The following is a 24,194-nucleotide window of genomic DNA, read 5'->3' as shown; positions in this document are numbered from 1 at the left end:
CTGCTTTGTGCGGGAATCGCTCAAAACGAGGCGTGAAAAAATGTTGGCGATCAAAAAAACCGCGGACTATCATCGGGCGACCGTTGCGCTCACGCTCGAATCAATGATCTCGACCGAGGACCTGCACTTTTTCATCACACTTGCGAGTGCTGTGTCGCTGGCGGACGCCTCACGCAAGCTCGATGTGACGCCGCCCGCGGTCACTCAGCGCCTTCGTCTTCTGGAGAATCGGCTGGGTATGCGGTTAATCAACCGGTCGGGCCGCAAAATGGGGCTCACCGATGAGGGTGAACTGCTTTCGGTACACGCGCGCCGGATCTGCGCTGACATCGGCAATTTGTCGGACACGCTGGCGTCCCGGCGCGGGACGGTTGCCGGACATTTGCGTGTGATTGCGCCGCTTGGTTTCGGGCAGCGTTACGTCGCGCCGGCCATTGCACAATTTCGCGTCCTCTATCCGGAAGTGAGCGCAAGCCTGATGCTCTCCGACCGCCCCGCGCGTATTTCAGATGACATATGGGACTTGATGGTGCATATCGGCGAGTTGCGCGAGTCGTCGCTCATCAGCCGGCGTCTTGCACCCAATCGCCGCATCCTGTGCGCGGCGCCGGGCTATCTCGCGCGGCGTGGCGAACCGCAACATCCCGACGAACTGCTCACGCACGACTGCATTGTGCTGCGCGAAAACGATGAAGATGTGACGATGTGGCGTTTCACATCGAAAGACCGTGATGCAGCGGCCAACGTCAGGATCGAGCCGATGCTGACCAGCAATGATGGCGGCACGGTGCGCGATTGGGCGCTTGCCGGGCTCGGTATCATTTCGCGTTCCGAGTGGGACGTTGCCGAGCATTTGCATGCGGGCAGGCTGGTCCCGCTCCTTGAAGCATGGGTGCAGCCGGACGCGGATATCGTCGCGCTGGTTAGTTCACGAAACGGACGCTCGCTGCGGGCCCAACGTTTTCTGGAACTTCTGCATGCGTCGACGTTACAACAACCGTGGTTGCCGCGCTCAGGGAGCGAACAACCTCAGGGCGGTAAATGCGGACAGGACTCGGCGGCTGCGGGATTGATGAGTCCCGCGAGCGCTGCGTGACCGGTTGGCGACGGACTTCTTATGCTCGAAGTCAAATGCACCATGATCTCGAGGGCGCCGTGTGCGAGGACCGCGGCCCAGACCACATTACCAGGGCCACGCTAGCGAGGTCGCGGTACCCATTTCGCTGGCGCGCTCGTGAAGCAGCCGTGCCACGGTCAGGTCTTGCAGGGCTATCCCTGTCAAGTCGAATATGGTGATGTCGTCAGATTGCCGGTGAATCTGAATCCGCCCGGTGATCAGATCGCCAATCTCGATGCACGCGGTGTCAGGCGCCCACTGTGTCTCGCCGATCTCGCGCGCCTGGGTTTGGTCGTCGACAAAAAGACGGCCGCGCGCAAGCAAACCTTCAGGAAGTTCCCGTTTGCCTTTAGTGTCCGCACCAACGCAGTTGAGGTGGGTGCCGGGTTGCACCGCGTGCGCGTCGAAGAGCGCACCTTTGCCCGGCGTCGCCGTGATTACTACATCGCTGTCGGCGACCGCGGCGTTACGGTCGGTCGCATGAACGATTTCACAGCGTCCCGTGAACTGTTCTTCAAATGATGTATCGCGTTCACCGTCGGCGGTCACATAGCGAACACAGGAAAGTTGTTCGAGCACGCGCAATGCGAATTGGACCTGTACTCGCGCCTGTACACCTGTGCCGAACACACACAGACGAGTGCTGTTCGCGCGTGCGAGGAGGGTCAAACCCAAGCCGCCGGCAGCGCCCGTGCGCATGGTCGTGACTGCATTGCCGTCGATGACGCATACAGGCCGGCCGGTTTTCGGATCGATCAACAGAATCGTGGCCTGGTGCGGCTCGCCGCCCAAGTTGCGGTTGGCGGGCCAAAACCCCGCCGCCTTGAAGCCGAGCAAACCTTGCGATTGCACATCGCCCGATTTGATCCCGAATACGCCGCCCGTCGCGAGCGGCTCCCGGACGACCGGAAAGACACGGCCTTCGCCCCGGCTGTGCAGATCGAACGCCTCGCGCACTGCATCAACGAACTCGTCAGGCTTCAACAACGCGTCGACCTGGTGTTTGTCGAGAAGAATCAGTCTGGCATCACTTCGCATCGCAGCTCACTTTCGTGTCCATAGCATCCGTTGGTTGGAAAGTATCGGCTATTAAAAGCAAGCATGGGTTAACGCTGCATGATTGATGGGTTAACGGATGAATTAACCAATCTGCTTGCGCGTCTTTCTTCACGGGAGTCACGCCGCTCCCATTGTAGAAAGCTCCTATTTGAACATCAGCGGACTGTTTGCGTTAGCGTAAGCTGGTCTCACTTCTCGCGCAGTTTGCGCATCGACTGGCTGCTTAAGCGCACGCCTTTGTGTTCAAGCTTTACGTTTCTTCGCCCGAATTTCGGTGAACCTCGCATCACCGCGCCGTTTGACGCGAATCTTGACGTAATTGCAGAATAGAGCCGTTCTGATCCAAGCTGCGCCGCACGAACGGCACCTTGATTACCGCTGTCGTTCGCACACGCTGCGGCAAGAGCTAGAGAACGAAGTCCGGAATAACAAAGGCCGGAACCTTTACACCAAAGGTTCCGGCCTTTTGCTTGACTCGGTGGCTGGCGGTGCAGCCGCTGCGCGCCCGCGCCGAACCTTTTGACCCCGCGGCATCGCCCTAACGATATTCCTTCAGCACAATTCGGATTGCCAGGCGCCGCTGTGTTGCCGATGCTTGCTGAGCATACCAGCCACCCTGGCTCTACCTTGCGCGACGATTTCAGCGACCTCGTTTTTCGACATCGCGAGCACGTCTCCCGCTTCCGCATAGCTCAAGCCTTCGACGAGCACGAGCAGCATCGGTACGCGTTGCGAGTCGGGAAGCGAGGCGACCGCATGTCGCAGCAGGCAGTGGATGCATTCCGTGGCGGGGCGCTCGCTCGAGTTGCCCGGCCCGCACGCGCAGTCGCCGCCGAGCGGTCGAAGCTGCGCATGACGCTGCGCGTAGCCTTCTTCGAGCCAGAGCGTGGCCATGATCGAAAAGAACCGGTGCAGCGGACGCAGATAGCGCGACGCGCCACGGCTCAGATCCTCGGCCGAGAAACGCCGGCATGCTTGCACGACGAGCTGCTCGGCGTCCCGTTCCTGCTCGGTGAGGCGCAGCGCGAATGCCCAGATGCGTGGCAACGACTCGATACCGGCGATGCTGTCCTGGTTGACCATACGTCAGTGCCCCCTGAATGCCCCCGAACTCCATCGCAATGTCTCGCACAATGGCAAGCCTCGCGACCACAAGCTATACCCGGTCCGGGCGGATACGCGGGACCTCGTGAAGCAACGGGTGTGAGTAAGGAGTTTGTATGAGGTGGGCCGAACGGCCCACCGCGACCTTGTGACCGATGTTAAAGACTGCGAAAGCAGTTCAACACCATGATGAGCGAAAGGCAACGTTGCATGTGACGTAACGAACGTTGCCGATGCCGGTCGCCGCGCCGCCACGCTTGAATGCGCAGCCCTGAATCGCGTTATTCTCTAGCCGCAATTCAGATATGCGTGTTTCGAAAGAGGCCGAAACCTTGATCTGGATCAAACTTCGGTCGACGTCGCAATGAACCGCGAGACCATCAGTTCATCGCGTCCGAGCGCCACCGGCAACTTCTCCGCGATCAGATCGATCCACGCGCGGGTTTGCGCGGGCAGGTAGCGGCGCGACGAAATCAGCGAGTAGACGCCGATCTCCGGCGTACGCCATTGCGGCAGCACCGGCACGAGGTCGCCGGTTTTGAGGCTGTCGATGATCGACCATGGCGGCAGCAGCGCGATGCCGAGCCCGCTCAACGCCGCGCTCAACACCGCATCCGACGAATCGCCCCTGAATGGACCGGATATCGGCAGCGTAATCGTCGAATCGCCATCGGTAAGTTGCCAGTCACGCGTGATATTGACAAGCTTCAGGCAGCTATACGTCATCAAATCTTCGGGGTGCGATGGAGTGCCGTGACGCGACAGGTAGTCGGGGCGCGCACACAAAATGCCGCGCACGCCGCCGACCTTGCGCCCGACGAGTGTCGAATGCGGCAGTTCCTGCGCGAAGTAGACGCTCGAATCGATGCCTTCCGCGAGCACGTCCGGCGCATTCTGACGCGTCGAATATTCGACCTTTACGTCGGGATAACGCTGCAGATACTCCATCAGCAGCGGCAGCAGATGATGCCGGCCGAAGCTCGACATGCACGACACCTTCAGCGTGCCGGCCGGCCGCGTGGCCGCATCGCGCGCTTCGTTTTCGGCTTCGTCGACCAGATCGAGGATCGACCGGCATTTGATCAGATAGCGTTCGCCGGGGCCCGTCAGCGACACGTGGCGGGAATTGCGATGCAGCAGTTTGGTACCGAGCCTTTGCTCCAGCTCGCCGATCATCCGCGAAACCTGCGCTGCGGTCAGGTCGGACTGCAGGGCGGCAGCGGTAAAGCCGCGCGCGTCGACGACGCGCACAAACAGACGAATCGCGTGCAGGAGGCCCGAGTTCAGGCGGGGTGAACTAGTGGACATGGTGCTGGCTGAATAGGTGCCAAGGATCGCCCGGTCAACGCAACTCCCCGGTTTATTGTGTTTTGAGGTGAGCCGCGCAAGACGGCCTATTAGACGGAGAACACCTTGGCGTGTGCTTTATTCCGAAGTCGATGATGTTCTAGTAGACAATCTTTACGTGAAAGCATTGTGTAATTTTTATCGGATGTCGGGTCGGGCAAGCGAAGCGGCGAGCGTTATCGCGAACTTTGCGTGCAAAAAAACGACCCCGCGTCGCCGCGGGGTCGTTTCATCGTGCCGAATATCGATGTCGCCGCCGGCAACGCGGCGTCAGGTCAATTCCCTCCGCCGCCCTGCACGCCGAGCGTGACCTTGTTGTTCACCGATTTCACGCCGGCGACACCCTTCGCGATTTCGCCGGCCTGCGCGATCTGGTCGCCCTCCGGCACCGTGCCGGAAAGCGTTACCGCTCCGCTGCGGGCTTTCACAAACACGTTCGACACATCGAAGCCCTGTGCCTTCGCCATCGCGCGGCGCACGTCGCGAGCGAGCATGCGGTCCGCCTTTTTCATCGCTTTCGCATCGGTCGTCGTCGCGGCCGATGGATTGGCCGTCGAATCGCTCGTCTGCGACCAGGCACTCGACGTCACCGCCACACATCCTGCAACAACCATCACCTTCAACAGATCGATCGCGTTCATGACAGCTCCTTTTGTCTCAGTTATTGGGGGGGCCCGCGTGACGAATCGGAAAACAACAGAAAAGCAAAAGTAAAAATAGCCAATCGCCGCCCTATTGCAAGACGAATTTGACTCATCGCCGTTTTGCGGCAGGGACAGTATGCGCGTGTCGTTCACTAAATGCATCGTGTGCTGTGCGCAAGCGGCAGCGCGACCATTCGTCCGGTAAAGCGAAGCAGGCGAATCGCATTGAGCGTGCGATTCGATTTAACCGTTTTGTGGTTTAAGCACACGGAATAAAGCGATTTTCAACGGTGTTTTTTGGCGGCGAGGCGGTGATATTGCGCCCCGATAAAGGCGGCCACGGCATTCGCCCGCGGCGCCCTACCCACCCGTTGGAGAACAATGAGATGACGGACAACCCTTCGAAGTCTGTTTCGCTTATCGGACGCGTGTTACGCGACCCGCATGCCGCACGCCTCGCGCGCCGCGCCGTAAGCGCGCTTTACGTGCTGGCGCTGCCGCTCGCATGGGTTCCGGCGACCGGTTTCGCGAAGCCTCCCGTCGATTCGCAGGCCGCGCTGATCGCACACGGCAATTACATCGTGCATCGCGTCGGCATGTGCATCGACTGCCATACGCCGAAGGACGACCACGGGATGCCGATTGCCGCGCAGGATCTGCAGGGCGCGGAGCTTCACATCACGCCGGATGTACCCGTGCCAGGCTTTACCAATCGCTCGGTTAGACTCGCGGGTCTGCCGGCCGGCTACACGGAAGCGCAACTCACGACGTTTCTCGAAACCGGCCATACACCGAGCGGCGGAACCGCGCGTCCGCCCATGCCCAATTACCGGCTGGACGAACACGACGCGCGAGCCGTGGCGGCTTACCTTCACTCGCTCAATTGAGCGACGCGTGATGCGCGCGGGCGCCTGAAGTCGTTGCCCGAGATCCTTGCGAGATCTTCGAACTGCTGATCTTCAGGTCCAGCGCATCACGCCGTTCTTCTCACCGTTCTTCCCGCTGTCCTTCCTCACGCGGCGCCGCCGTTCGCACGGAGGACTTGCCCGTTCACCCAGGCGCCGTCGGGGCCCGCGAGGAACGACACGACCGCCGCGATTTCATCGGGCCGCCCGAGGCGTTGCAGCGGCGGGATGTTCGCGAAAGCCTGGATCTGCTCTTCGGTCTTGCCCTTATAGAAAAGTTCGGTGCCGACCGGTCCCGGTGCGACCGCGTTCACTGTGACATTACGGCCGCGCAATTCCTGCGAATACACGCGCGTCAGCGCTTCGACCGCACCCTTCGACGCGTTGTACAGCGCATAGCCCGGCTTGTTGAGCCCGATCGACGTGCTCGAGAAATTGATGATGCGGCCACCTTCGGCAATCCGCGACCATGCCTCGCGCATCGTGTTGAACGTGCCGCGCACATTGGTGTTCATGGTCCGCTCGAAGGCTTCGTCGGTGGTGTCGTTGAGCGGCACGACCGTCATCACGCCAGCATTGTTGACGAGCACGTCGACCTTGCCGAGTTCTTTTTCGACCGTGTCGAACATGCGGCGCACATCGACGGGATCCGCCACGTCGGCCTTCACGGCAATCGCCATCGTGCCTTCCTCGCGCAGTTCGGCGACGAGCGCCTCGGCTTCCTTCGAGCTCGATGCATAGTTGATTGCAACGGCGAACCCGTCCGCCGCAAGCCGCGAGGCGACCGAAGCGCCGATGCCGCGTGCCGCGCCGGTGACGAGAGCCACTTTTTCGTTCCTGATCGTGTTCATGATTCGTTCCGTTTGAAAGTTGTTGAGCGGGTGAAACGAATGATGGACGACGCGTGCGCGCAGATAATCAGCTATAAGTTGCCGTAATCATTCCGTTTGCTTTAACAAACGGGCCGAACTACGATTCGGCACAGGGCTCACCATCCCGGCGCGACGGAGCGGAACATGGATCGGTTTCAGGAAATGCAGGTCTTTGTGCGGATCGCCGAGCGGCAAAGCTTCACGCGCGCGTCGGACGATCTGCAGATTCCACGCGCAACCGTGACGAACCTCATGAAGCGGATGGAGGCGCGTCTGGGCGCGCGGCTGCTCGAGCGCACGACGCGGTCGGTGCGGCTCACGCACGACGGCGAAGCGTATTACGCACGGTGCCTGCGGCTGCTCGCCGACCTCGACGAGGCCGAAGGCTCGTTCCGCCATGTTGCGCCCAAGGGGCTGTTGCGGGCCAACCTGCAAGGCACGCTGGCGCGCCACTTCGTGATGCCGGCGCTGCCGCAGTTTTTGGGCCGCTTTCCGCAGATCGAGCTGCATCTCGCCGACGACGACCGGTTCGTCGACCTCGTGCGCGAGGGTGTCGATTGCGTGCTGCGCGCGGGAACGCTGCAGGATTCGTCGATGGTCGGGCGGCGTCTGGCGCGGCTCGAGCAGGTGACGGTCGCAAGCCCCGCGTATCTCGAGGCGTACGGCGAACCCCGAACCCTCGACGAACTACGCGCGCATCGCGCGGTGAACTTCGTGTCGAGCGCGAGCGGCAGCCCGATGCCGTTCGAATTTACCGTCGATGCTCGCGTGAGCGAGGTTGCCATCGGCGGAATCGTCGCGGTGACGTCGGCGGATCTGTACACCGGAGCGGCGCTCTCGGGCCTCGGGCTCATCCAGGTGCCGCGCTACCGGATTGCCGATGAACTCGCGCGCGGGCAGTTGAAGATCGTCCTCGCGCAATACGCGCCGCCGCCCATGCCGGTCACGGTGCTTTATCCGCAGAACCGGCAGCTGTCGTCGCGCGTGCGGGCCTTCGCGGACTGGTTGCGCGAAGTGTTCGAGGCGGCCGCGCCTGCCGCGACAGCACGCACGGCGGGCAAGGCCTAACCCGCGGCCGATGCGGCTAGCGGTTCAGATGCGCCAGCGCATCGCGCATCGGCTGGCTCGACGCGGTGAGCGGGCCGGTCAGCGGCGTGTCGAGGTCGACGATCACATACATGGCCGACGCAATCGACACCGCGCCGAGCGAGATCATCACGAGCGCGAGCGCGTTGCGCGGCGCGATCAGCCCGAAGCTCAGAAAGATCACGAATAGCCAGAACGCGAGCGTCATCAGGAAGGGCCGCGAGATCGAGCTGTGCGCCTCTTCGAGCAGCTTCCAGCGCGCGGCCACCAGCTGGTCGAACTGGCCCAGTATCTGGTCGAGCGCATGCTGTTGCGCGGCGCTTTGCACTCTCAGGCTGCGCGCCTTTATCGTCGCGGCGTTGAGCATTTCGCCGAGCTCGATGCTTTCGAGCTGGTTATAGACGGTCGATGGAAAGGCGCGCTTCGGGTAGTAATTGCCGGGCGGCGGTGCCTCATTCGGCCACGTCGATGCGATCGCTTCGGCCGTATAGACGCGCAGCATCGCGCGCACCGGTTCGGCCTCCGTACCGTATTCGCGCAACGTCTGATCGAGTTGGATCAGGTCCGCCGCATACGCGCGAAAGTCGTTGCCGACCGTATCGAAGCTGTTTTTGGCGGAAGCGGTGAGCAGACCGAGCACGAGCGCCGCGAACGTCACGAGCATGCCGATCACGAGCTGGATCAGCTGAACGGTTTCATGCGCCTTGTGTTCTTCCGGCAGGAGCGGCTTGACGAACCAGCCGATCGCGGTGCCGATGAGCAGCACAACGAACACGACGAGCGCTGAAGTGATTTCCTGCATCGGACGGGCTCCGTGACGCAAAATGCAGCGCCGGCGTACGAGGCCCCTGCGACGACCATGCGACGACCATGCGCGGTCGGTGGCGGGACACTGCAGGGACGATGCGGGCGCGATCAATCCGGCAATGTGCCCTTATCGTCCGTGAAGTGCAATGCGTGTCTTCCTGAGCGTTGCTGCCCGTGAACGGTTTACGGCCGTGCCGCGTAATACTTCGCGACGCCGTCGATTTCCTCCGGTGTCATGTTGCGGGCCACGTTGCGCATCTGCTCGTTGATGTCGTTGTGGCGCTGGCCGCTGGCGAAGAGCCGCAGTTGCCCTGCGAGATAAACCGAAGACTGGCCGCCGAGCCACGGCGCCGCACCCTTGCGATCGCGCTCGCCGTGACAGGCCGCGCACGGCGCGATATTGCGCATCGGGTCGCCTTCGTTGACGAGCTTGCGAATGGCGCGGCTTTCGGCGCCGTTTTCCGCGCCCGCCGCCGCTTCGCCCGCCTCCGCCGGACCGGGCCGCGGCAGCGACGCATAGTAGGCGGCGAGGTCGTGCAGATCGCGGTCGTTCAGATTGCGGATGATGGGCGGCATGATCGAGTTCGGACGCTGGCCGCTCTGGTAGTCGCGCAGCTCCTTGTAGATCACATCCGCATACTGGCCCGCGAGCACCGGCGACGTGACCATCACGACGCCTTGCACGCCATGGCACATCGAGCAATTTTGCGCGAGCGTCGCGCCACGGCCGATCGATACCGCATCGGCATGCGCGCGGTGCAACGGCGGCAGCACGATTACGTCGCTCGGCGGCGCGCCCGCGATATCGGGCGCACCGCTGTACCACGACTCCGGCGCGCCGGCCGCGCGGCAAATGGTTGCCCACAGGCCGCCGCGCGTGAAGTCCGGATGTTTCGACGGCAGCCAGATAAAGCCGATCAGTATCGCGACGATCGCGATGGCGAGCGTATAGCCGACGCTCGCGGTGAACCAGCGATTGCGGAAGCTGAATACGCGCTCTTCACTCATCGCGACGCTCCTACCGCCACCGCGGGCACGGAAGTTTGCGGCAGCGCCAGCAGCTGCGCGATCGGCACGCTGTAGTTGACGACGGTCAGGCCGATCATCAGCGCGACCCACAAGCCGAATCCGTTGAGCGCCGCCGGCACGCGGTCGACCGGATGCGCGGGCACGCTGAAGCCGAACGGCTTCGGCTGCTCGACGGGGCCGAACTGCCCCTTCACGAGGATATAGATAAACATCAGACCGGAGACGACAAGCACGAGGCCGCCGAATGCCGACATGGCGACCCACACGGCCTGCGGCTCGATGCCGGGCGCGCTGTAGTCGTAGTAAGCCATGCGGCGCGGCGCGCCGAGCAACCCGACGTAGTGCCAGGGAATCGTCATGACCATCATGCCGATGAACCAGAGCCACAACTGCGTGCGGATCAGCCCGACGTGACCGAGTGCGCGGCCGGTGAGCTGCGGCCACAGTTCATACGCAATCGCGAAGTACATGATCACGATCGCGCCGCCGAAAATCAGATGGAAGTGGCCGGTGACCCACTGCGTGTTGTGCACCGATTCGTTCAGCTGATAGCTCATGTTGATGAGCCCGCCGGCGCCGCCGAAACCGAGCATGATGAACGAGAAAGCGATGACGAGCATCATCGGGTTGCGCCACGGCAAGGCGGCGAGCCAGCCGAACGCACCCTTGCCGCCGCGCAGGCGCCCGGCGATTTCAACCGATGCGCAGATCGTGAACACGGTGAGCAGCGTCGGCACCGACACCATGCCGGTGAACACCGCATGCAGGAACTTGAAGCCTGAACCGACCTGAGGATCGGCGAACAGATGGTGAATGCCGATCGGCATCGCGAATACGAGGAACAGGATGAACGACACGCGCGCCATCGAATCGCTGTACAGACGCCCGCCGATCGCGCGCGGCACGATCGTGTAGTACGCGATATACGCGGGGATCAGCCAGAAGTAGACGATCGCGTGAAGCGTCCACGAAAAGAGCACGCGTGCAAGACCCGCATCGATGGTCGACTTCAGACCGAGTGCGACAGGCAGGATCTGGAACAGGATCTCGACGGCGGCGCCGACGGCCGTCCACGCCCACAGATACGCGCCGGCGACATTCGCGAACATGGCGAGCGGCACCGGCTTGCCGGGGTTCGCACGCTTCCATACGCGGAGGTTCACGTGCATCAGCGCGACCCAGATCCACGATCCGACGACGACGAGCACGACGCCGATGTAATAGAACGCGCTGCCGACCATCGGCGGATAAAACGTGTAAAGCACCGATGCGCGGCCCATTGCGACCGGAATCGTCGCGACCACGGCGCCGATCGCGAGCAGGATGAAACCGGCCCAGCCCCACTTGAGTCCGACCAGCGCCTGCTTCAGCGCGAGTTCGACGATCGCATAGCCGAAGCCCATCGCAACCAGTGTGGGCAGTACGTACGCCATTACCGTGCCGTGCTCGGTCACCGAACGGTAGTAGAGCTCGGGGTTGCCGATCCACGGATGCAGCGGGCTGCGCACGAGCATCTGCCAGGCGCCGAGAAACAGCGCGACGATGAACGCGATAAACGCGAGCCAGAAATGCGCGAGAACGAGTCGCCTAGCGTGCAACACAGCTGAGCCTCCGGTTTTGTCGTGCCTGCTCGAAGAAGGCGGCCTTGTCGATCACCTTGACGTGCGCCCACATCGTCTGATGGCCGAAGCCGCAGAACTCGTGACATGGCATCAGGTGCTCGCCGGGTTTGTCGAAGTGTGTCGTGAGCGTGGCGACGTAGCCGGGCACGACCATCGTGTTGACGTTGGTGTCGGCGATCAGCAGGCCATGCACGACGTCCGCGCTCGTCGTGCGCAGCGTGACCGGCGTATCGGTCGGCACGAGCAGGCACTGCGGCGTGAACGAGTATTGCTGCGCGATAAATCGCACGATGACCGAGCCGTCCGGTTCGACCGCGCTGCCAAGATTGCTCTCGACGAATTCGCCTGAAATTTGCAGCCGCGACGGATCGATGGTCTCGACGCGCGAGGGCGGCATGATCGCCCAATGCAGTCCCGTGAACACCACGACGACGAGCATCAGCAGAATGATCGCGCCGGCGAACCAGGCCCAGCGGCGCTCGGCGAGGGCGGCGACCCGTTCGGCGGCGCGCTTGCCGCCCGGTGGGCCGTTTCGTTGATCGGAAGATTGGCTCGACATGATTAGCGGTTACTGGATGACGCCACGCGGCAGGAACACGAGAAAGTAGAAGCCGATCCAGATCGCCAGCACGACGAGCGCGGCGACGCCGGCGAGCGCGATCGCGCCGCCCGGTCCGGCGGCGACGATGCGCTCGACGTCTTCGTCGGAAGCGCCGGCGCTGGAGGATTCGTTGACGTCCATCTGCATGATCTCCCGATGCAAGGGGTTCGAGGCGGCAGGCCTCGTGACGCGGCCGCGCCGCGCGTTTTCAGCGTAGCGGCGCGTTGCGCAAATCGTTGACTTCTTTCGGCGTCACCGGCAGCCCGTGATTGCCCCACGCGGTGCGGATATACGTAACCACGGCGGCCGCATCGGCGTCGTTCAGTTCCTGCGCGAACGGCGGCATGCCGTAGGGTTCGGGGTTGCGCCGCGTGCCGGGCGGGAAGCCGCCGTTCAGCACGATACGGATCGGGTTGACGGCCGAGTCCATTTCGATCGACTGGTTGCGCGCGAGCGGCGGGTAGTGCTGCAGCTTGCCTTCGCCGTTCGCGCCGTGGCACATCGCGCATTTGTCCGCGTAGATGTGTTCGCCTCGCGCGAATATCTTCGGATCGGCCTTTGCCGACGGGCCCGTCTTGCGGCCGGGATCGTTATCCGGCAGCGACTTCAGGTAGATAGCCATCGCCCTGGCGTCGTCGTCGGTCATGTACTGGAGGCTGTGGTACGTCACTTCAGCCATGGGGCCGTACACGGCGCCGCGATCGGAAATGCCCGCTTGCAGCAGGTCGACGATGTCCTTGATGCTCCAGTCGCCGAGGCCGCCGTCCTTGTCCGAGGTTAGCGACGGCGCGTACCAGTTCTGCACCGGAATCAGGCCGCCCGCGAACTGCTTGTCGCGCGACGAGCCGCCGAGCATGTTGATCTTCGTGTGGCACATCGTGCAGTGACCGAGCCCTTCGACGAGATACGCGCCGCGGTTCCATTCGACCGAGCGCGTCGGGTCGGGCTTGAACTCGCCTTCACGGAAGTACAGCGAGCGCCAGCCGATCAGCAGGTCGCGATGATTGAACGGGAAGCGCAGTTCGTGCGGGCGGTTCGGCTGATGCACGGGCGGCACCGACATCAGGTACGCGAAGATTGCGTCGGAGTCCTCGCGGGTGACCTTCGTGTATTGCGCGATCGGCATGGCCGGGTAGATAAGCTTGCCGTCGGGCGCTTTGCCCGTGCGCATCATGTTGAAGAACGCATCGGCGCTCCATGTGCCGATGCCGTATTGCACGTCGGGCGAGATGTTCGGCGAATACAGCGTGCCGAACGGCGTTTCCATCGCGAGGCCGCCGCCGAAGGTCTTGCCGCGCGGCGCCGTGTGGCAGGCGACGCAGTCTCCGGCGCGCGCGAGGTATTCGCCGCGGATCACGACTTCTGGGCGGGTGTCCGGGGCGCTCGCGGGGGCGCCGGTCGCGGCCGTGGTTCGGGCCGCTTCGGCCGCGTGCGCTTTTGCAGTGAACGGCGTTTGCGCGAGCGTGGCGGCGCAGGCGAGGGCGACGAGCGTGAGGGCGGTTCGGGTTGCGAATGAACGGGTCGCGAACGACCGGGTCACGAACGACCGGGTCACGAACGACAGGCTCACGCGCTTCATCAATCCAGCGGGATAGAAGATCGGCTTCATTCCGGTTGACTCCCGCATGCCATCGGCAGCCGCCCCGTTTGCTTCGGCGCGGGCGTCGGATCGTCGGGCCGCGGCTGCCGCGCGAGCCAGCTCGACACCGCCGTGATGTCGCGGTCAGTCAGCTTGACGGCGATCGTATGCATGCAGTCGGGCGCGATCGCGTGTCGCGTGCCCGAGCGCCACGTGCCCATCTGTCCGGCGATATAGCTCGCGTGCAGGCCGAGCAGGCCCGGAATGCCGGGCTGCGTGCCGGTGAGCCGCGCGCCGTGACAGGATGCGCAGGCCGGCAGCTTGCGCGACGGGTCGCCTTGCGTGACGAGCTTCTTGCCGTAGTCGAGCACGCTTGCCGGCAGCGGCTGCGTGTCCGGGTTCGGATATGGCGGTTGCAGCGCGGCGAAATATTCGGCGATCTTGTGCAGATAAGGGTCGGGCAGAAACGCGAGCAGATAGCCCATCGGCGGATAGGTGCGGCCGCCGTCGCGAAACGCGATCAGCTGGTTGAACAGATAGTCCGCTGGTTTGCCCGCGATGCGAGGAAAGTAATCGTTGTTGCGGCCCTGGCCCTGTACGCCATGACAGGTCGTGCACGCGTGCATCCGTTCATCCATGGCCGATGGCATCGATGCAGCCATGCCCGGCGTGGCCGTTGGGGTCGCGGTTCGGGTCGCCGAGGCCGGGCTGCCCGCCTCGGCGGCGGCATTGGCCGCGAAAGCTGGAATGGCCGCGTCGGCCAGTAACAGGCTCACGAAAAGCACGACCGATATGCCGACAGTTCCGCGACGCACGAGGGGCCTCGTAGGTAGTGGGGGTTGGTTTTACTTCGAATTGTTTTGCACCCTCGCGGGACCTGAACGCCCCGCGACAGTCTGCTACCTGCTACTGCGAATCCTGTCCATCATACGTGCCCTCGTTTGAGCTTTCAACGGAGGGTGCTTGATCCTTTTGATCCATGTCTATTAACGAGCAAATTCCTGTTCGCGCGGCGCGGCCGTCATGCGCATGACATGTTCGCGTTCACGGTCCGGCGGAGGCGAGCAACTGCGCGAATGCGGCGCGTGCCTGGCTGACGCGCCCGCTTTCTCCCACGCGTGCCGGCAGCCGATGGAATCCGACGGACGGCAGTGCGGGCAGACCGATGTTCGCCGCGCATGGCACGAGTCCCGCGCCAAGCGACGATCCGTTGAGACATGAAATGCCAAGGGCCGCCTTGAGCGCGAGCTTTGCTGCCGCGTTCTCGGGCATCCCGGCGACCGCGGTGTATCTGCGCGCGGACTATCACCGTGCCAACGGCGGATTGGGCCTTGTGCTCGGGATGCTCGGACTGGGCATTGCGTCGCGCTCGGTATCGGCGTGCTTTGCGTGCCGCAGCTTGCGGTCGTCACGTCTGCGGCTGTCTTTCTGCATGACTTCGCTCACGCGAATCTGATGACGATCAGCGCGACCCTCGCGACCGCGCAAGCCGGTGCAGCCGTCGCACCTATCTGGAGCGGCAGCTGGACCGATCGGCGCGGCAACCGGCGCGCGTACCTGCGCGCGTGCAGTCTCATTACCGCGCTGCTATTTGCGTTGATCGCGATCGTCGTGATGCTGATGACGGGCACCGGCCCCAGCGGCGAAGCGCAACGTTTGATGCTTGCGGGCATGCGCGCCGTGGCCAGCCTGAGCGCATCGGCGTGGCATGGCGTCGCGTTCGCGGAACTCGCCACGCTCGCCGGCACAAGTCGCGCAGGCACCGCGCTTGCGATGGGTAACACCGGTGCGTTCATGACGTTGTTCATCACGCCGCTGACCATTCCGCTTTTTTTGTCGACAGGTTCATGGCCTGCAGTGTGGGCGGCGGCGGGTGTTTGCGCGCTTGTGGCGGTGCGCGTGTTCCCGCGGCCGCCGCGTCCGCGCGCAACGGTGCGCTCGACTACCGCGCGGGTCTGACTGTGCTCCGATGTGCAGCCCCGTCATCGACCGGATTGCGCGCCGACAGATGAGTGAACGCCTTCGTATGGATGGGCGTCTGTCAGAACCGGTAGCCGATGCCTGCCTGAATCATGTCCGCGTCGAGGCTGTTGCGCGTGACCACCCGGTTCCACGTGAGCCGCGTAAGCCAATGTTTGCTGAGCCGGTAACTCGCGGATAGCGACACGAGTCCCGATATCGTGCCTTTGATACCGGCCGAGCCGGGCGAGTTGAAGACGTCGATCGCGTAGTAGGCGCCCGCGCCGGCCGCGAGCGTCAGATGCTCGTTGAAGAACGCGCGCGTGAGCCAGAGCTGCGCGGCGAGCCCGTTGCGCCGCACGGCGGCGGGCACGTTTTCGTGCAGGTAGGATGCAGTCCAGTCGAGGTACTTGAAGAGACCTCGCCGGTACTCGACGCTCGTCGAGAAGCCCGATTCGGAGTCGAGCGAGTTCTTGATCGTCTCACCCGCAAGCACCGTGAATTCGTTATGGGTCACGCGATCCTTGCGCGCAACCGGGCGGTCGCGCGGACCCGGCTCGTCGGGCGCGTCGAGCTGATAGCCGACACCGAACAGCACGCCTGTCGTATTCGGACCGCCGTTGAGCTGCACGCGGTTCAGCTGCAGCTGCATGATCCAGCGATCCGATGTGTAATACGCCGCGCGCACGCTCATCAACGCGCCCCAGCCATGGTTGTTCTCGAAGCCGTTTGGGCCATTCGACACGGTATCGGAGTATCGATAAGGCCCGACGCCTGCCGATAGCACGAAGCGCCGGTTCTCGAGCGGCAGCCGTCCCCAGATCTGAATGCTCTGGCCGTCGCGATGATGGTCGGGCAGGTGGCCCTCGTTGAGCCATGTGATGCCGAGCGCCGCGTATTTGCCGAGTCCCTCCTGATAGTCGAACGCCCACGAGTACGTGTGTGAGCCTGCGCCCGTCAGCGCTCCGCCGAAGAGCGCGAATTCCTGTGCGCTTGCACGCTGCGCGTGGCATGCGCCGGCCCCGACGAGCACCGTGGTAAGCAGACGAAGCAGCCGGGAGCGTGATGTCTGGTCAGTCAACTTAAATTTCAATACGCCAGGATCGACAGGCATCAAACGAGCCACTGGCACTTCCTCCTATACAGAGAATTAAAAGGAAAGCAAGGCATTGGCAAACTTTGTCTGATTTAACAATTGTTCAAATCAGATATACCTGATGCCGCACCGTCATTTACCGACACTTTGCCACAGTGGCCTTGGGTATGCAGCTATGTGCCCCATCTGAAATCGCAACGGCGAAGGAACTGATAAGAATTGACAAGACGATCAGTCGCTTTAGTTTGCTTTCTTAGGGTAGCCATGAGCACGCGGCGGACTGCATCGGAATATTCGGCGGGAAGTTTCAGATATTCCTTCAAAGAAAAGTGAAAGTTGAGACTCGGAAATTAAATAGGTTAACTTGGTAATCCTGATCGGTTATTTTATTGACTTCTTTCGAATCTTGACGATTCGGAACTCTCTGATTCTAATTTCTTACGCAAGATGTTTTGATTACGATTCCCGCACGCCTTTTGCCGCCTCTATTGGTCCTCAAGCACCAACGGTCTTAAGCACCCTTGGCCGGAAGTCCAGCCAGGCCGCAATGTCGAAGCCCCCTGTTCTCCATGTCATGGCGAACGGGCGCGTCAGGAACACCAACAACAAACAAATACCGAGGGAGCATCCGTGAAGCTACGAGTCATTCTGGCGGACGACCATCCATTCGTACTGCTCGGCATCCAGGCCACGCTCGCAGAACAGTGCGATGTGCGTGTGGTCGGTGAAGCAACGAATCCGTCGTCGCTGTTCGAGGTGATGCAGACCACCGCATGCGACGTGCTCGTCACCGATCTCGCCATGCCGAACGAATCAGGCGATGCCGAGGACGGGTTGCGCCTGATCCGGCGCATTCGCAGCGACTGGCCGCAGGTGCGCATCGTCGTGCTGACGAGCCTGACCAACGCAGCGATTCTTCGTTCGATCATCGCGGCCGGCGTGCTCGGCATGCTGAACAAGATCGAGTCGATGGACGAACTCGCGGCCGCGATTCGCGCGGCCGGCGCGGGGCGTTCGCACGTGAGCCGATCGGTGCGCGATGTGCTCTCGTCCAGCAACGGCGAAACGCTGAACCTGCTGCCGATGCGCGACCTGTCGCCGCGCCAGACGGAGGTGCTGCGCATGTTCGTCCGTGGTCATTCGATCTCGGAGATCGCACAGCATCTCGGCCGCGACGTGCGCACGGTCAGCCGTCAGAAGCGCGACGCGATGGCAAAGCTGGGCGTGAACAACGATCCGGGGCTGTTCGCTTTTGTGCGTGCACACGGTCTCGCGTGACGCGTTCTGACATGGCCCGGTCTTGCGCGATCGGGTTATGCGCCCCCGGTCTTACATGACCCGAAATTCTTTAGTCATCGAATGTGTTTTGTTGCGATTTCTGATTGCTAATTCGGAGCAATCTTATGTCTGTCCGGCATTAAATGCATGATTCTCGCCGGGTACAGCTAACGCTCCGTTATTTGGCCTTAGGACACGGATCAAAAGGAGCTTTTTTCAATGAATGCCAGGAACGACATCACCACGTCAGTTCGAACGATCATTGCCGACGATCATCCGCTCGTGCTGCTGGCGATCGAGAATCTGATGTCAACGTATCCCAATATGGAAGTTGTGGGACGCGCTACAGATTCTTCGCAGTTGTTCGCCGAAGCGGGGCGAGTGTCGTGCGATCTGGTTGTCATGGATCTGTACATGCCGGGTGGCGCGTATGGAGATGGACTCGACATGGTCCGCGAATTCAGGACGCGTTTCCCGGAAGTCGTGCTCGTCGTGCTGACCATGGAAACGGAAGCGGAAGCCTTGCAGAAGGTCATAGCGCTCGGCGTCGGCGCCGTCGTTAGCAAGCGTGACCGGATCGACCTGATCCACGTTGCAATCATTACCGCACTTGCACACGAGTGCTATCTCGGGCCCGCTATCCGCGCGCTGCTCGCGAATGCGACGATTGCGCGCAGACTCGACTACGTGCGTCAGATGTTGTCTCGGCGCGAACTCGAAGTTCTGACTCACTACGCTTCCGGCTTGGGAGTGACTGAGATCGCGCTGAGACTCGGCCGCAGCGTTAAGACCATCAGCGCACAGAAGTGCACGGCGATGCGCAAATTGTCGCTGCATACCGACGCGGACCTGTTCAGGTTTGCCGTTGAACACGGTGTCGTTTCCGCCGATCGTCCGTAGGCCGTCATCGGCCGCCACGCGTCGATCGGCCAGCCATCGCGCAGGTAGACCATCGCATCCTCATCCTCGCTGTTCGCCGCCGCTACGATGGCGGCGACAGCGAGGATGACGTGGTGCGGCGGGAGGCAGGCACAACTCGTGGCACAGATCCCGGGGATGCGCAACGAGCGGGGACTGTCCACATGCACACACAAGAAGAAGATGAATCAGACTATCCGGATCATCATCGCCGATGATCACAGCAGTGTTCGGCTTGGTGTCGGCAAACTGCTCGACAGCGTCGCCCATATGTCGGTGGTGGGCGTGGCGTCGGACACGCTCGAGCTTGCCGAATTGCTCGACACGTGCCCGTGCGATCTGATCGTCTCGGACATCGGCATGCCGGGCATCGACGGCGAGAGCAACGCCATTCTCTTTCTGCGGCGCACGCTGCGTTTCATGCCTCAAGTGCCGATTGTCATTCTGACGATGATCCATCAAACCAGAACGCTGGCTGGACTGCTGCACATGGGCGCCGCCGCGATCGTCGACAAGCGCGACGCTGCCGCTTCGCTGATCACGGCCATCGAGGCCGCGCATGCGGGGCGACGCTATTTATCGAAGCACGTCCGGGAAGCGATCGGCGACGCCACGAAAGCCCAGCCGGGCGCCGCGGTATTGAGCGCACGCGAGTGGGAAGTGTTCCGGCTCTACGTGGAAGGCCTGACGATCCAGCAGATCGCCGCGCGTCTCGCGCGCAGCGGCAAGACGATCAGCACGCAAAAGCGCAACGCGATGCGCAAGCTCGGGCTTGAAACCGAACTCAGTCTGATCGCCTATGCAAGGCAGATCGGTCTGACGTGATGCCGAATCCGCGCGCTTTCGTTGCTTGACGCAGCGAACGTCGAACAAAGTTCACACACTTGTTCAGCGTTTCCTTCATTTAAGAATAGTCCGATTAACCTCGCGCGGCGTCGACTCGACAATTTGCGGTCGCGCCCGGCCGCAGCCGGGCATGCCGCGCCCGGAGATGATTCGTTATGCACAACGATATGCGAGTGGCGCAACACTGAGGGGTAGCCATCGCAGGCTGGCCTTTGTCGACACGTGACGCACGGACGGGAATCGCAATGGCAAGCCTGGGTAAACGGTTGGTGGTCGAAGGCGCCGGTACGGCCTGGCTCGTCTTCGTCGGCTGCGGCAGCGCGGTCCTGAATGCGGGAGCGGTGCAGCAGGGTTGGGGCGTGCTCGAAGTGCCGTTCGCGTTCGGTCTCGCGTTGACGACGGCGATCGCGGTACTCGGACGATTCTCGGGCGCGCACTTCAATCCTGCGGTGACAGTCGGTTTCGCGACTGCGCAGCGTTTCCCGGTTCGCGATCTGTTGCCGTACATCGCGGCTCAACTGGTCGGCGCGCTGCTCGGCGCGGCACTGCTCGCCTACGTAGCCAGCGGCCGGCCGGGTTTCGATCTCACCTCGAGCGCATTCGGCGCGAACGGCTACGATGATCATTCGCCGTCGGACTACCGGCTCCGCGCGGCGCTTGCCGTCGAGTTCGCGATGTCGTTTGTGTTCGTCTTCGTCAATCTCACGATGGCTGCGCGAAACAGGTTGGCGTCGTTTGCGCCGTTCGTGATCGGCGCCTGCTTCACGCTGATCTATCTGATTGCGACGCCCGTGACCAATGCATCGGTCAACCCGGCACGCTCGACCGCCGCGGCACTGTTCGTCGGCGATTGGGCCCTCGACCAGCTGTGGCTATTCTGGGCGGCGCCGATGGCGGGCGGCCTGCTCGCGGGCCTGGCGTACCCGTTGCTGTGCGATGCGGCCACCTCGGCCAGCGCGAACAATGCGCGTGAAGACGCGGCCGCTCCCCGCGGGTTCCGCTGATGCCGGGCCATGACCGCCGCGAGCGCGCCATGAAGCAGAACCACAACGACGCGCGTTCCCGGTTTTATGGTTCTGTCGGCCGCTCACTGGGTCGCTGGATGGTGCGCGCGCTGGTTCTGGTGGCAATGTTCGCCGTGTATCGGGCGCTGTTTGCCTCGCCCGCGCCAATCGATGCCGCGTCGTCATCCGATGCGCGCAGCGAGCGCAGCTTTCCTGACAAGCTGACGATCGGCGTACTGGCGAGCGGATGGTCGCCGTTCGAAGAGTTCGACGATGGCGAATTGACCGGGCTCAGCGTCGATTACCTGCGCGCGCTCGCGGGCCCCAGTGTCGAATTCGACGTGAAAACGTTTGCCGACATGCCGCAGCTGCTGGCCGCTGCATGCGCGAGTCAGGTCGACGTGTTGATGAGCGTCGCGCGCACGCCGGAACGCGAGCGTTGCGTCGCGTTCACCGCGCCGTATTTCGAAGCGTCGACGTCCGTCGTCACGCGCGCAGACGATATCGGCGCAGGCGAGCGCGTGCGAAGCGGCGAAGTGCGCCTTGCGGTCGAACGCGGCTTCCTGCTGGACAGCGTATTGCGCGAGCGTTTTCCACGCGCGCGCATCGATGCATTCGAAGACACGGCGGCGGCCTTGCATGCCGTCGAACGCGGCGACGACGATGTCTATTTCGGCTACACGCCGGCCGTGCAGCACTACCTTGCGCACCACGAATTCGCCGCGCTCAAGGTCATATCGGAAGAACGTCCACGCAACAGCGAATTGCGCTTCGCGGTGCCGCGCGGCCGGAATGCGTGGCGCAACGATCTCAATCGCGCGTTGGCGGCGTTGCCGCCGGAAAGGGCGCTCGCGATCCGCGCGCGCTGGATTGCGAACGCGCATAGCGCGCACGCGGTTTCCAGCATGCCCGCCGGCGACACACGCAAGGACGGCAATCCGACCGTGACGGCCTTGCGCTTATTGCCGCTTCTGATCGGCATCGGCGTTACGCTGCTCGTGACCTTGCGCGCGTATTCGCTGCTGCAGCGCGAGGTGCGGCGTCGCGAACAAACGGAGCGCGAACTCGCTGCGCAGTTGAACTTCCAGCAGACGATGATGGAGATGGTGCCGTACCCGCTCGTCGCGAAAGATCTCGATGGGCGCTATATCGGCGTCAATCAGGCATTCGAGCGGTTGACGGGCTTGAGCCGTGCATCGGTGATCGGCCGCACGAGCGCCGATGTCCTCGCGTGGGGCGAAGAAAATATCGCGAGACTCGAACGTTTGACGCAGCATTCGTTCGCGACCGGCGAGCGCGCGGAAGCCGAACTGCAGTTTCGCGATCACGCGGGCGAGGAGCGCCATGGCCTGTTTTCGGTCTGTATTTGCCACGACGTCGATGGCGCGCCATCGTGCGTGCTCGGCACGCTCGTCGATATCACCGACATTCGCCGCGCCGAGATGCTTGCACGCGAAACGGAAAGGCGTCTCTTCGACGTGACGCGATCGTTGCCCGCCGTTGTCTTCCAGTTGCGGCGCGCGCCCGACGGCGCGTATTCGTTCCCGTATATCGGCGGCGACACGAAATACTGGCTCGGCCGCGACAGCGGCACGCTGATGCGCGGCGGCGCGGTGAACTTCGGCCGCGTGAGCGTGGCAGACCGCCCGCTGGTGATGGCCGCGCTCGAGCGCTCGGCGAGCGCGGCCGCGCCGGTCCATCTCGAGTTCCGGATGGCGAGCATCGACGATTCGCGCTGGGTGCGCGCGGAACTCGTGCCGCGCGCGGAAGCCGATGGCGGTACCGTCTGGAGCGGCTACTGGGTCGATGCGAGCGCGGAGCGTTTGCGCTCGGATGAACTCGCGCGCGCCCGCGATCTCGCCGAGGCCGCGTCGCGCGCAAAGGACGACTTTCTCGCGATGATGAGCCACGAAATCCGCACGCCGATGAACGGCGTGCTCGGGCTCGTGGAAGTGCTCGAACGCACACGGCTCGATGCGGACCAGGGCGAGATGCTGCGGATGATCCACGAATCGGCCGGCGCGCTGCTGCAGATCCTCGACGACCTGCTCGACTATTCGAAGATCGAAGCGGGGCGGCTCACCATCGAAACCGAGCCGCTCGACCTGCGCGACATGGTCGATACGTCGGTCGGGCTGCTCGCCGCGCGCGCACATGAAAAAGGGCTGAAAGTGCGCGTCGATGTCGAGCCGCAGGTGGCGGCGGTTGTGCGCGGCGATAGCGTGCGCCTGCGGCAGATCCTTTTCAATCTGCTCGGCAATGCGATCAAATTCACGCCGTCCGGCGAAGTGGACGTGCACGTGGCGGTCGTACAGCACACCGAGGCGGAGCAAACGGTTCAGATCACCGTCGAAGATACCGGCATCGGCATCGCGCCCGACGTGCAGGCGCGTCTTTTCGAGCCGTTCGTGCAAGCGGAGACGTCGACGACGCGCCGCTTCGGCGGCACCGGGCTTGGGCTGACGATTTGCCGCAAGCTCGTCGATCTGATGGGCGGCACGCTCGAATTGCACAGCACACCCGACGTCGGCACGCGGATGACGCTGCAACTGCTGATGCCGGTCGAATCGCCGAGCTATACGGCCGGCGGTTTGCGCGGCAAGCGCGGCCTCGTCGCGGTGGCCGATACCCGGGTCCAGCAGGCGCTGCTGCATTTCGGCGCGGCGCTCGGTATCGAACTGCGCGCTGCGTCTCACGGCGCGCCGGAGCTGCGCGACGCGCACGCGCTCGCCGCCGTCGATCTCGTGTTTATCGGCGATGGCTTTGACGTGGCGGCGCACGCGCTACCGCACTCGCGCCTGATTCGCCTCACCGAAAAGCCGAAGCCGACCGGCTATCGGATCGTCGACGATACGGTGCGCGTGAGCATCAATCCGATCTCATGGCGCGGTCTTGGCGCAGCGTGCGCGGCGGCGCTAACCGGCCTCGCGCCCAAGCCCGCACGCGAGCGGGCGCGCGGCGAGCCGCTCGCACAGGTCACGCCGCCCGATCGCGAACGCGCGATTGCAAGCGGCCGGCTCGTGCTGGTCGCCGAAGATCATCCGGTCAATCAGGAACTGATTCGCCATCAGCTTGCGTTGCTCGGCTTCGCATGCGATGTGGTGAACGACGGCGAAGAAGCGCTGCAAGCGCTGGAACGCACGCGCTACGGCTTTCTGATTACCGATTGCCATATGCCGAATCTTTCGGGATACGAACTGGCGCGCCGTATCCGCGAAAGGGAAGCCGGTGACGTGCAAGCGCCCCGCGCGGCGCATCTGCCGATCGTCGGCATTACGGCGAATACGGCGGCCGAAGATCTGAAAGCGTGCCGCGATGCGG

At 63.0% G+C, this 24,194-nt stretch carries 22 protein-coding genes and 1 pseudogene; 9 read left to right on the top strand and 14 right to left on the bottom strand.

The annotated features are described in order from the left end of the window. Positions 1 to 40: 40 nt before the first annotated feature. The gene (locus ACYPXD_RS31430) at positions 41 to 1,096 is read left to right on the top strand and encodes a LysR family transcriptional regulator (protein ID WP_459721307.1); all 1,056 of its coding nucleotides are present in this window, start codon (positions 41 to 43) and stop codon (positions 1,094 to 1,096) included. An 87-nt stretch (positions 1,097 to 1,183) separates the two neighbouring features. On the opposite strand, the gene ACYPXD_RS31425 is transcribed toward ACYPXD_RS31430, so the two are convergent. The 4 genes from ACYPXD_RS31425 to ACYPXD_RS31410 all read right to left on the bottom strand — a co-directional run bounded on the left by ACYPXD_RS31425 (position 1,184) and on the right by ACYPXD_RS31410 (position 5,268). Further along, a complete protein-coding gene (locus ACYPXD_RS31425) occupies positions 1,184 to 2,155 on the bottom strand; it encodes an ornithine cyclodeaminase family protein (RefSeq protein ID WP_459721302.1) in 972 nt (323 codons plus the stop codon). Positions 2,156 to 2,728: 573 nt separating this feature from the next. Then, positions 2,729 to 3,259, bottom strand: a complete 531-nt coding sequence (locus tag ACYPXD_RS31420; protein WP_459721299.1) for an RNA polymerase sigma factor — start codon at positions 3,257 to 3,259, stop codon at positions 2,729 to 2,731. 363 nt (positions 3,260 to 3,622) lie between these two features. Next, positions 3,623 to 4,588, bottom strand: a complete 966-nt coding sequence (locus ACYPXD_RS31415; protein ID WP_459721294.1) for a LysR family transcriptional regulator — start codon at positions 4,586 to 4,588, stop codon at positions 3,623 to 3,625. 314 nt (positions 4,589 to 4,902) lie between these two features. Continuing rightward, complete coding sequence (locus ACYPXD_RS31410; RefSeq protein ID WP_459721290.1) at positions 4,903 to 5,268, bottom strand: BON domain-containing protein; 366 nt, start codon at positions 5,266 to 5,268, stop codon at positions 4,903 to 4,905. A 389-nt stretch (positions 5,269 to 5,657) separates the two neighbouring features. On the opposite strand from ACYPXD_RS31410, the gene ACYPXD_RS31405 reads away from it, so the two are divergent. Continuing rightward, entirely contained in the window at positions 5,658 to 6,158 is a 501-nt protein-coding gene (locus ACYPXD_RS31405; RefSeq protein ID WP_459721286.1) for a c-type cytochrome, read from the top strand. 125 nt (positions 6,159 to 6,283) lie between these two features. Here ACYPXD_RS31405 and ACYPXD_RS31400 read toward each other — a convergent pair whose 3' ends face one another. Then, positions 6,284 to 7,027 (bottom strand): SDR family oxidoreductase, encoded by a 744-nt coding sequence (locus ACYPXD_RS31400; protein ID WP_459721282.1) that lies wholly within the window; start codon positions 7,025 to 7,027, stop codon positions 6,284 to 6,286. 165 nt (positions 7,028 to 7,192) lie between these two features. Here ACYPXD_RS31400 and ACYPXD_RS31395 point away from each other — a divergent pair, with 165 nt between their 5' ends. Then, positions 7,193 to 8,116, top strand: coding sequence for a LysR family transcriptional regulator (locus ACYPXD_RS31395; RefSeq protein ID WP_459721279.1), 924 nt, complete (start codon positions 7,193 to 7,195; stop codon positions 8,114 to 8,116). 16 nt (positions 8,117 to 8,132) lie between these two features. On the opposite strand, the gene ACYPXD_RS31390 is transcribed toward ACYPXD_RS31395, so the two are convergent. From ACYPXD_RS31390 to ACYPXD_RS31355, 8 genes are all read right to left on the bottom strand, one after another. Continuing rightward, positions 8,133 to 8,936, bottom strand: a complete 804-nt coding sequence (locus ACYPXD_RS31390; RefSeq protein WP_459721275.1) for a bestrophin-like domain — start codon at positions 8,934 to 8,936, stop codon at positions 8,133 to 8,135. 188 nt (positions 8,937 to 9,124) lie between these two features. Next, positions 9,125 to 9,949, bottom strand: a complete 825-nt coding sequence (locus ACYPXD_RS31385) for a c-type cytochrome (RefSeq protein WP_459721272.1) — start codon at positions 9,947 to 9,949, stop codon at positions 9,125 to 9,127. Beyond that, positions 9,946 to 11,571: a b(o/a)3-type cytochrome-c oxidase subunit 1 gene (locus tag ACYPXD_RS31380; protein WP_459721269.1), complete on the bottom strand. Its 1,626-nt coding sequence runs from the start codon at positions 11,569 to 11,571 to the stop codon at positions 9,946 to 9,948. The genes ACYPXD_RS31385 and ACYPXD_RS31380 overlap by 4 nt, the downstream gene beginning before the upstream one ends. Next, a complete protein-coding gene (locus ACYPXD_RS31375; protein WP_459721264.1) occupies positions 11,558 to 12,151 on the bottom strand; it encodes a cupredoxin domain-containing protein in 594 nt (197 codons plus the stop codon). Before ACYPXD_RS31375 ends, ACYPXD_RS31380 begins: the two co-directional genes overlap by 14 nt. Positions 12,152 to 12,160: 9 nt before the next feature. Further along, positions 12,161 to 12,334 carry a hypothetical protein gene (locus ACYPXD_RS31370; protein WP_459721261.1) on the bottom strand — a complete coding sequence of 58 codons (174 nt, stop codon included), beginning with the start codon at positions 12,332 to 12,334 and terminating at the stop codon, positions 12,161 to 12,163. 67 nt (positions 12,335 to 12,401) lie between these two features. After that, positions 12,402 to 13,802 (bottom strand): c-type cytochrome, encoded by a 1,401-nt coding sequence (locus ACYPXD_RS31365; RefSeq protein WP_459721258.1) that lies wholly within the window; start codon positions 13,800 to 13,802, stop codon positions 12,402 to 12,404. Next, positions 13,799 to 14,434, bottom strand: coding sequence for a c-type cytochrome (locus ACYPXD_RS31360; RefSeq protein WP_459721795.1), 636 nt, complete (start codon positions 14,432 to 14,434; stop codon positions 13,799 to 13,801). Before ACYPXD_RS31360 ends, ACYPXD_RS31365 begins: the two co-directional genes overlap by 4 nt. 382 nt (positions 14,435 to 14,816) lie before the next feature. Next, the gene (locus tag ACYPXD_RS31355; RefSeq protein WP_459721255.1) at positions 14,817 to 15,044 is read right to left on the bottom strand and encodes a hypothetical protein; all 228 of its coding nucleotides are present in this window, start codon (positions 15,042 to 15,044) and stop codon (positions 14,817 to 14,819) included. A gap of 90 nt (positions 15,045 to 15,134) precedes the next feature. On the opposite strand from ACYPXD_RS31355, the pseudogene ACYPXD_RS31350 reads away from it, so the two are divergent. Beyond that, positions 15,135 to 15,731 (top strand): annotated as a pseudogene (locus ACYPXD_RS31350) (MFS transporter); the annotation flags it as partial. Between the two features lie 82 nt (positions 15,732 to 15,813). Here ACYPXD_RS31350 and ACYPXD_RS31345 read toward each other — a convergent pair. Next, complete coding sequence (locus ACYPXD_RS31345) at positions 15,814 to 16,812, bottom strand: hypothetical protein (protein WP_459721251.1); 999 nt, start codon at positions 16,810 to 16,812, stop codon at positions 15,814 to 15,816. 660 nt (positions 16,813 to 17,472) lie between these two features. Here ACYPXD_RS31345 and ACYPXD_RS31340 point away from each other — a divergent pair. The 5 genes from ACYPXD_RS31340 to ACYPXD_RS31320 all read left to right on the top strand — a co-directional run. Next, the gene (locus ACYPXD_RS31340; RefSeq protein ID WP_459721792.1) at positions 17,473 to 18,105 is read left to right on the top strand and encodes a response regulator; all 633 of its coding nucleotides are present in this window, start codon (positions 17,473 to 17,475) and stop codon (positions 18,103 to 18,105) included. Positions 18,106 to 18,324: 219 nt separating this feature from the next. Next, a complete protein-coding gene (locus ACYPXD_RS31335; protein ID WP_459721247.1) occupies positions 18,325 to 19,005 on the top strand; it encodes a response regulator in 681 nt (226 codons plus the stop codon). A gap of 201 nt (positions 19,006 to 19,206) precedes the next feature. Continuing rightward, on the top strand, positions 19,207 to 19,848 hold the full coding sequence (locus ACYPXD_RS31330) for a response regulator (protein ID WP_459721244.1): 642 nt from the start codon (positions 19,207 to 19,209) through the stop codon (positions 19,846 to 19,848). A gap of 266 nt (positions 19,849 to 20,114) precedes the next feature. Continuing rightward, entirely contained in the window at positions 20,115 to 20,873 is a 759-nt protein-coding gene (gene aqpZ / locus ACYPXD_RS31325; RefSeq protein WP_459721241.1) for an aquaporin Z, read from the top strand. 29 nt (positions 20,874 to 20,902) lie between these two features. After that, a partial coding sequence (locus ACYPXD_RS31320) for an ATP-binding protein (RefSeq protein ID WP_459721238.1) occupies positions 20,903 to 24,194 on the top strand: 3,292 nt, incomplete at its 3' end.

The sequence above is a fragment of the Paraburkholderia sp. 2C genome (assembly GCF_054589215.1).
The sequence above is the reverse complement of the archived record's forward strand: the minus strand, read 5'-3'. Positions and strand labels throughout refer to the sequence as shown.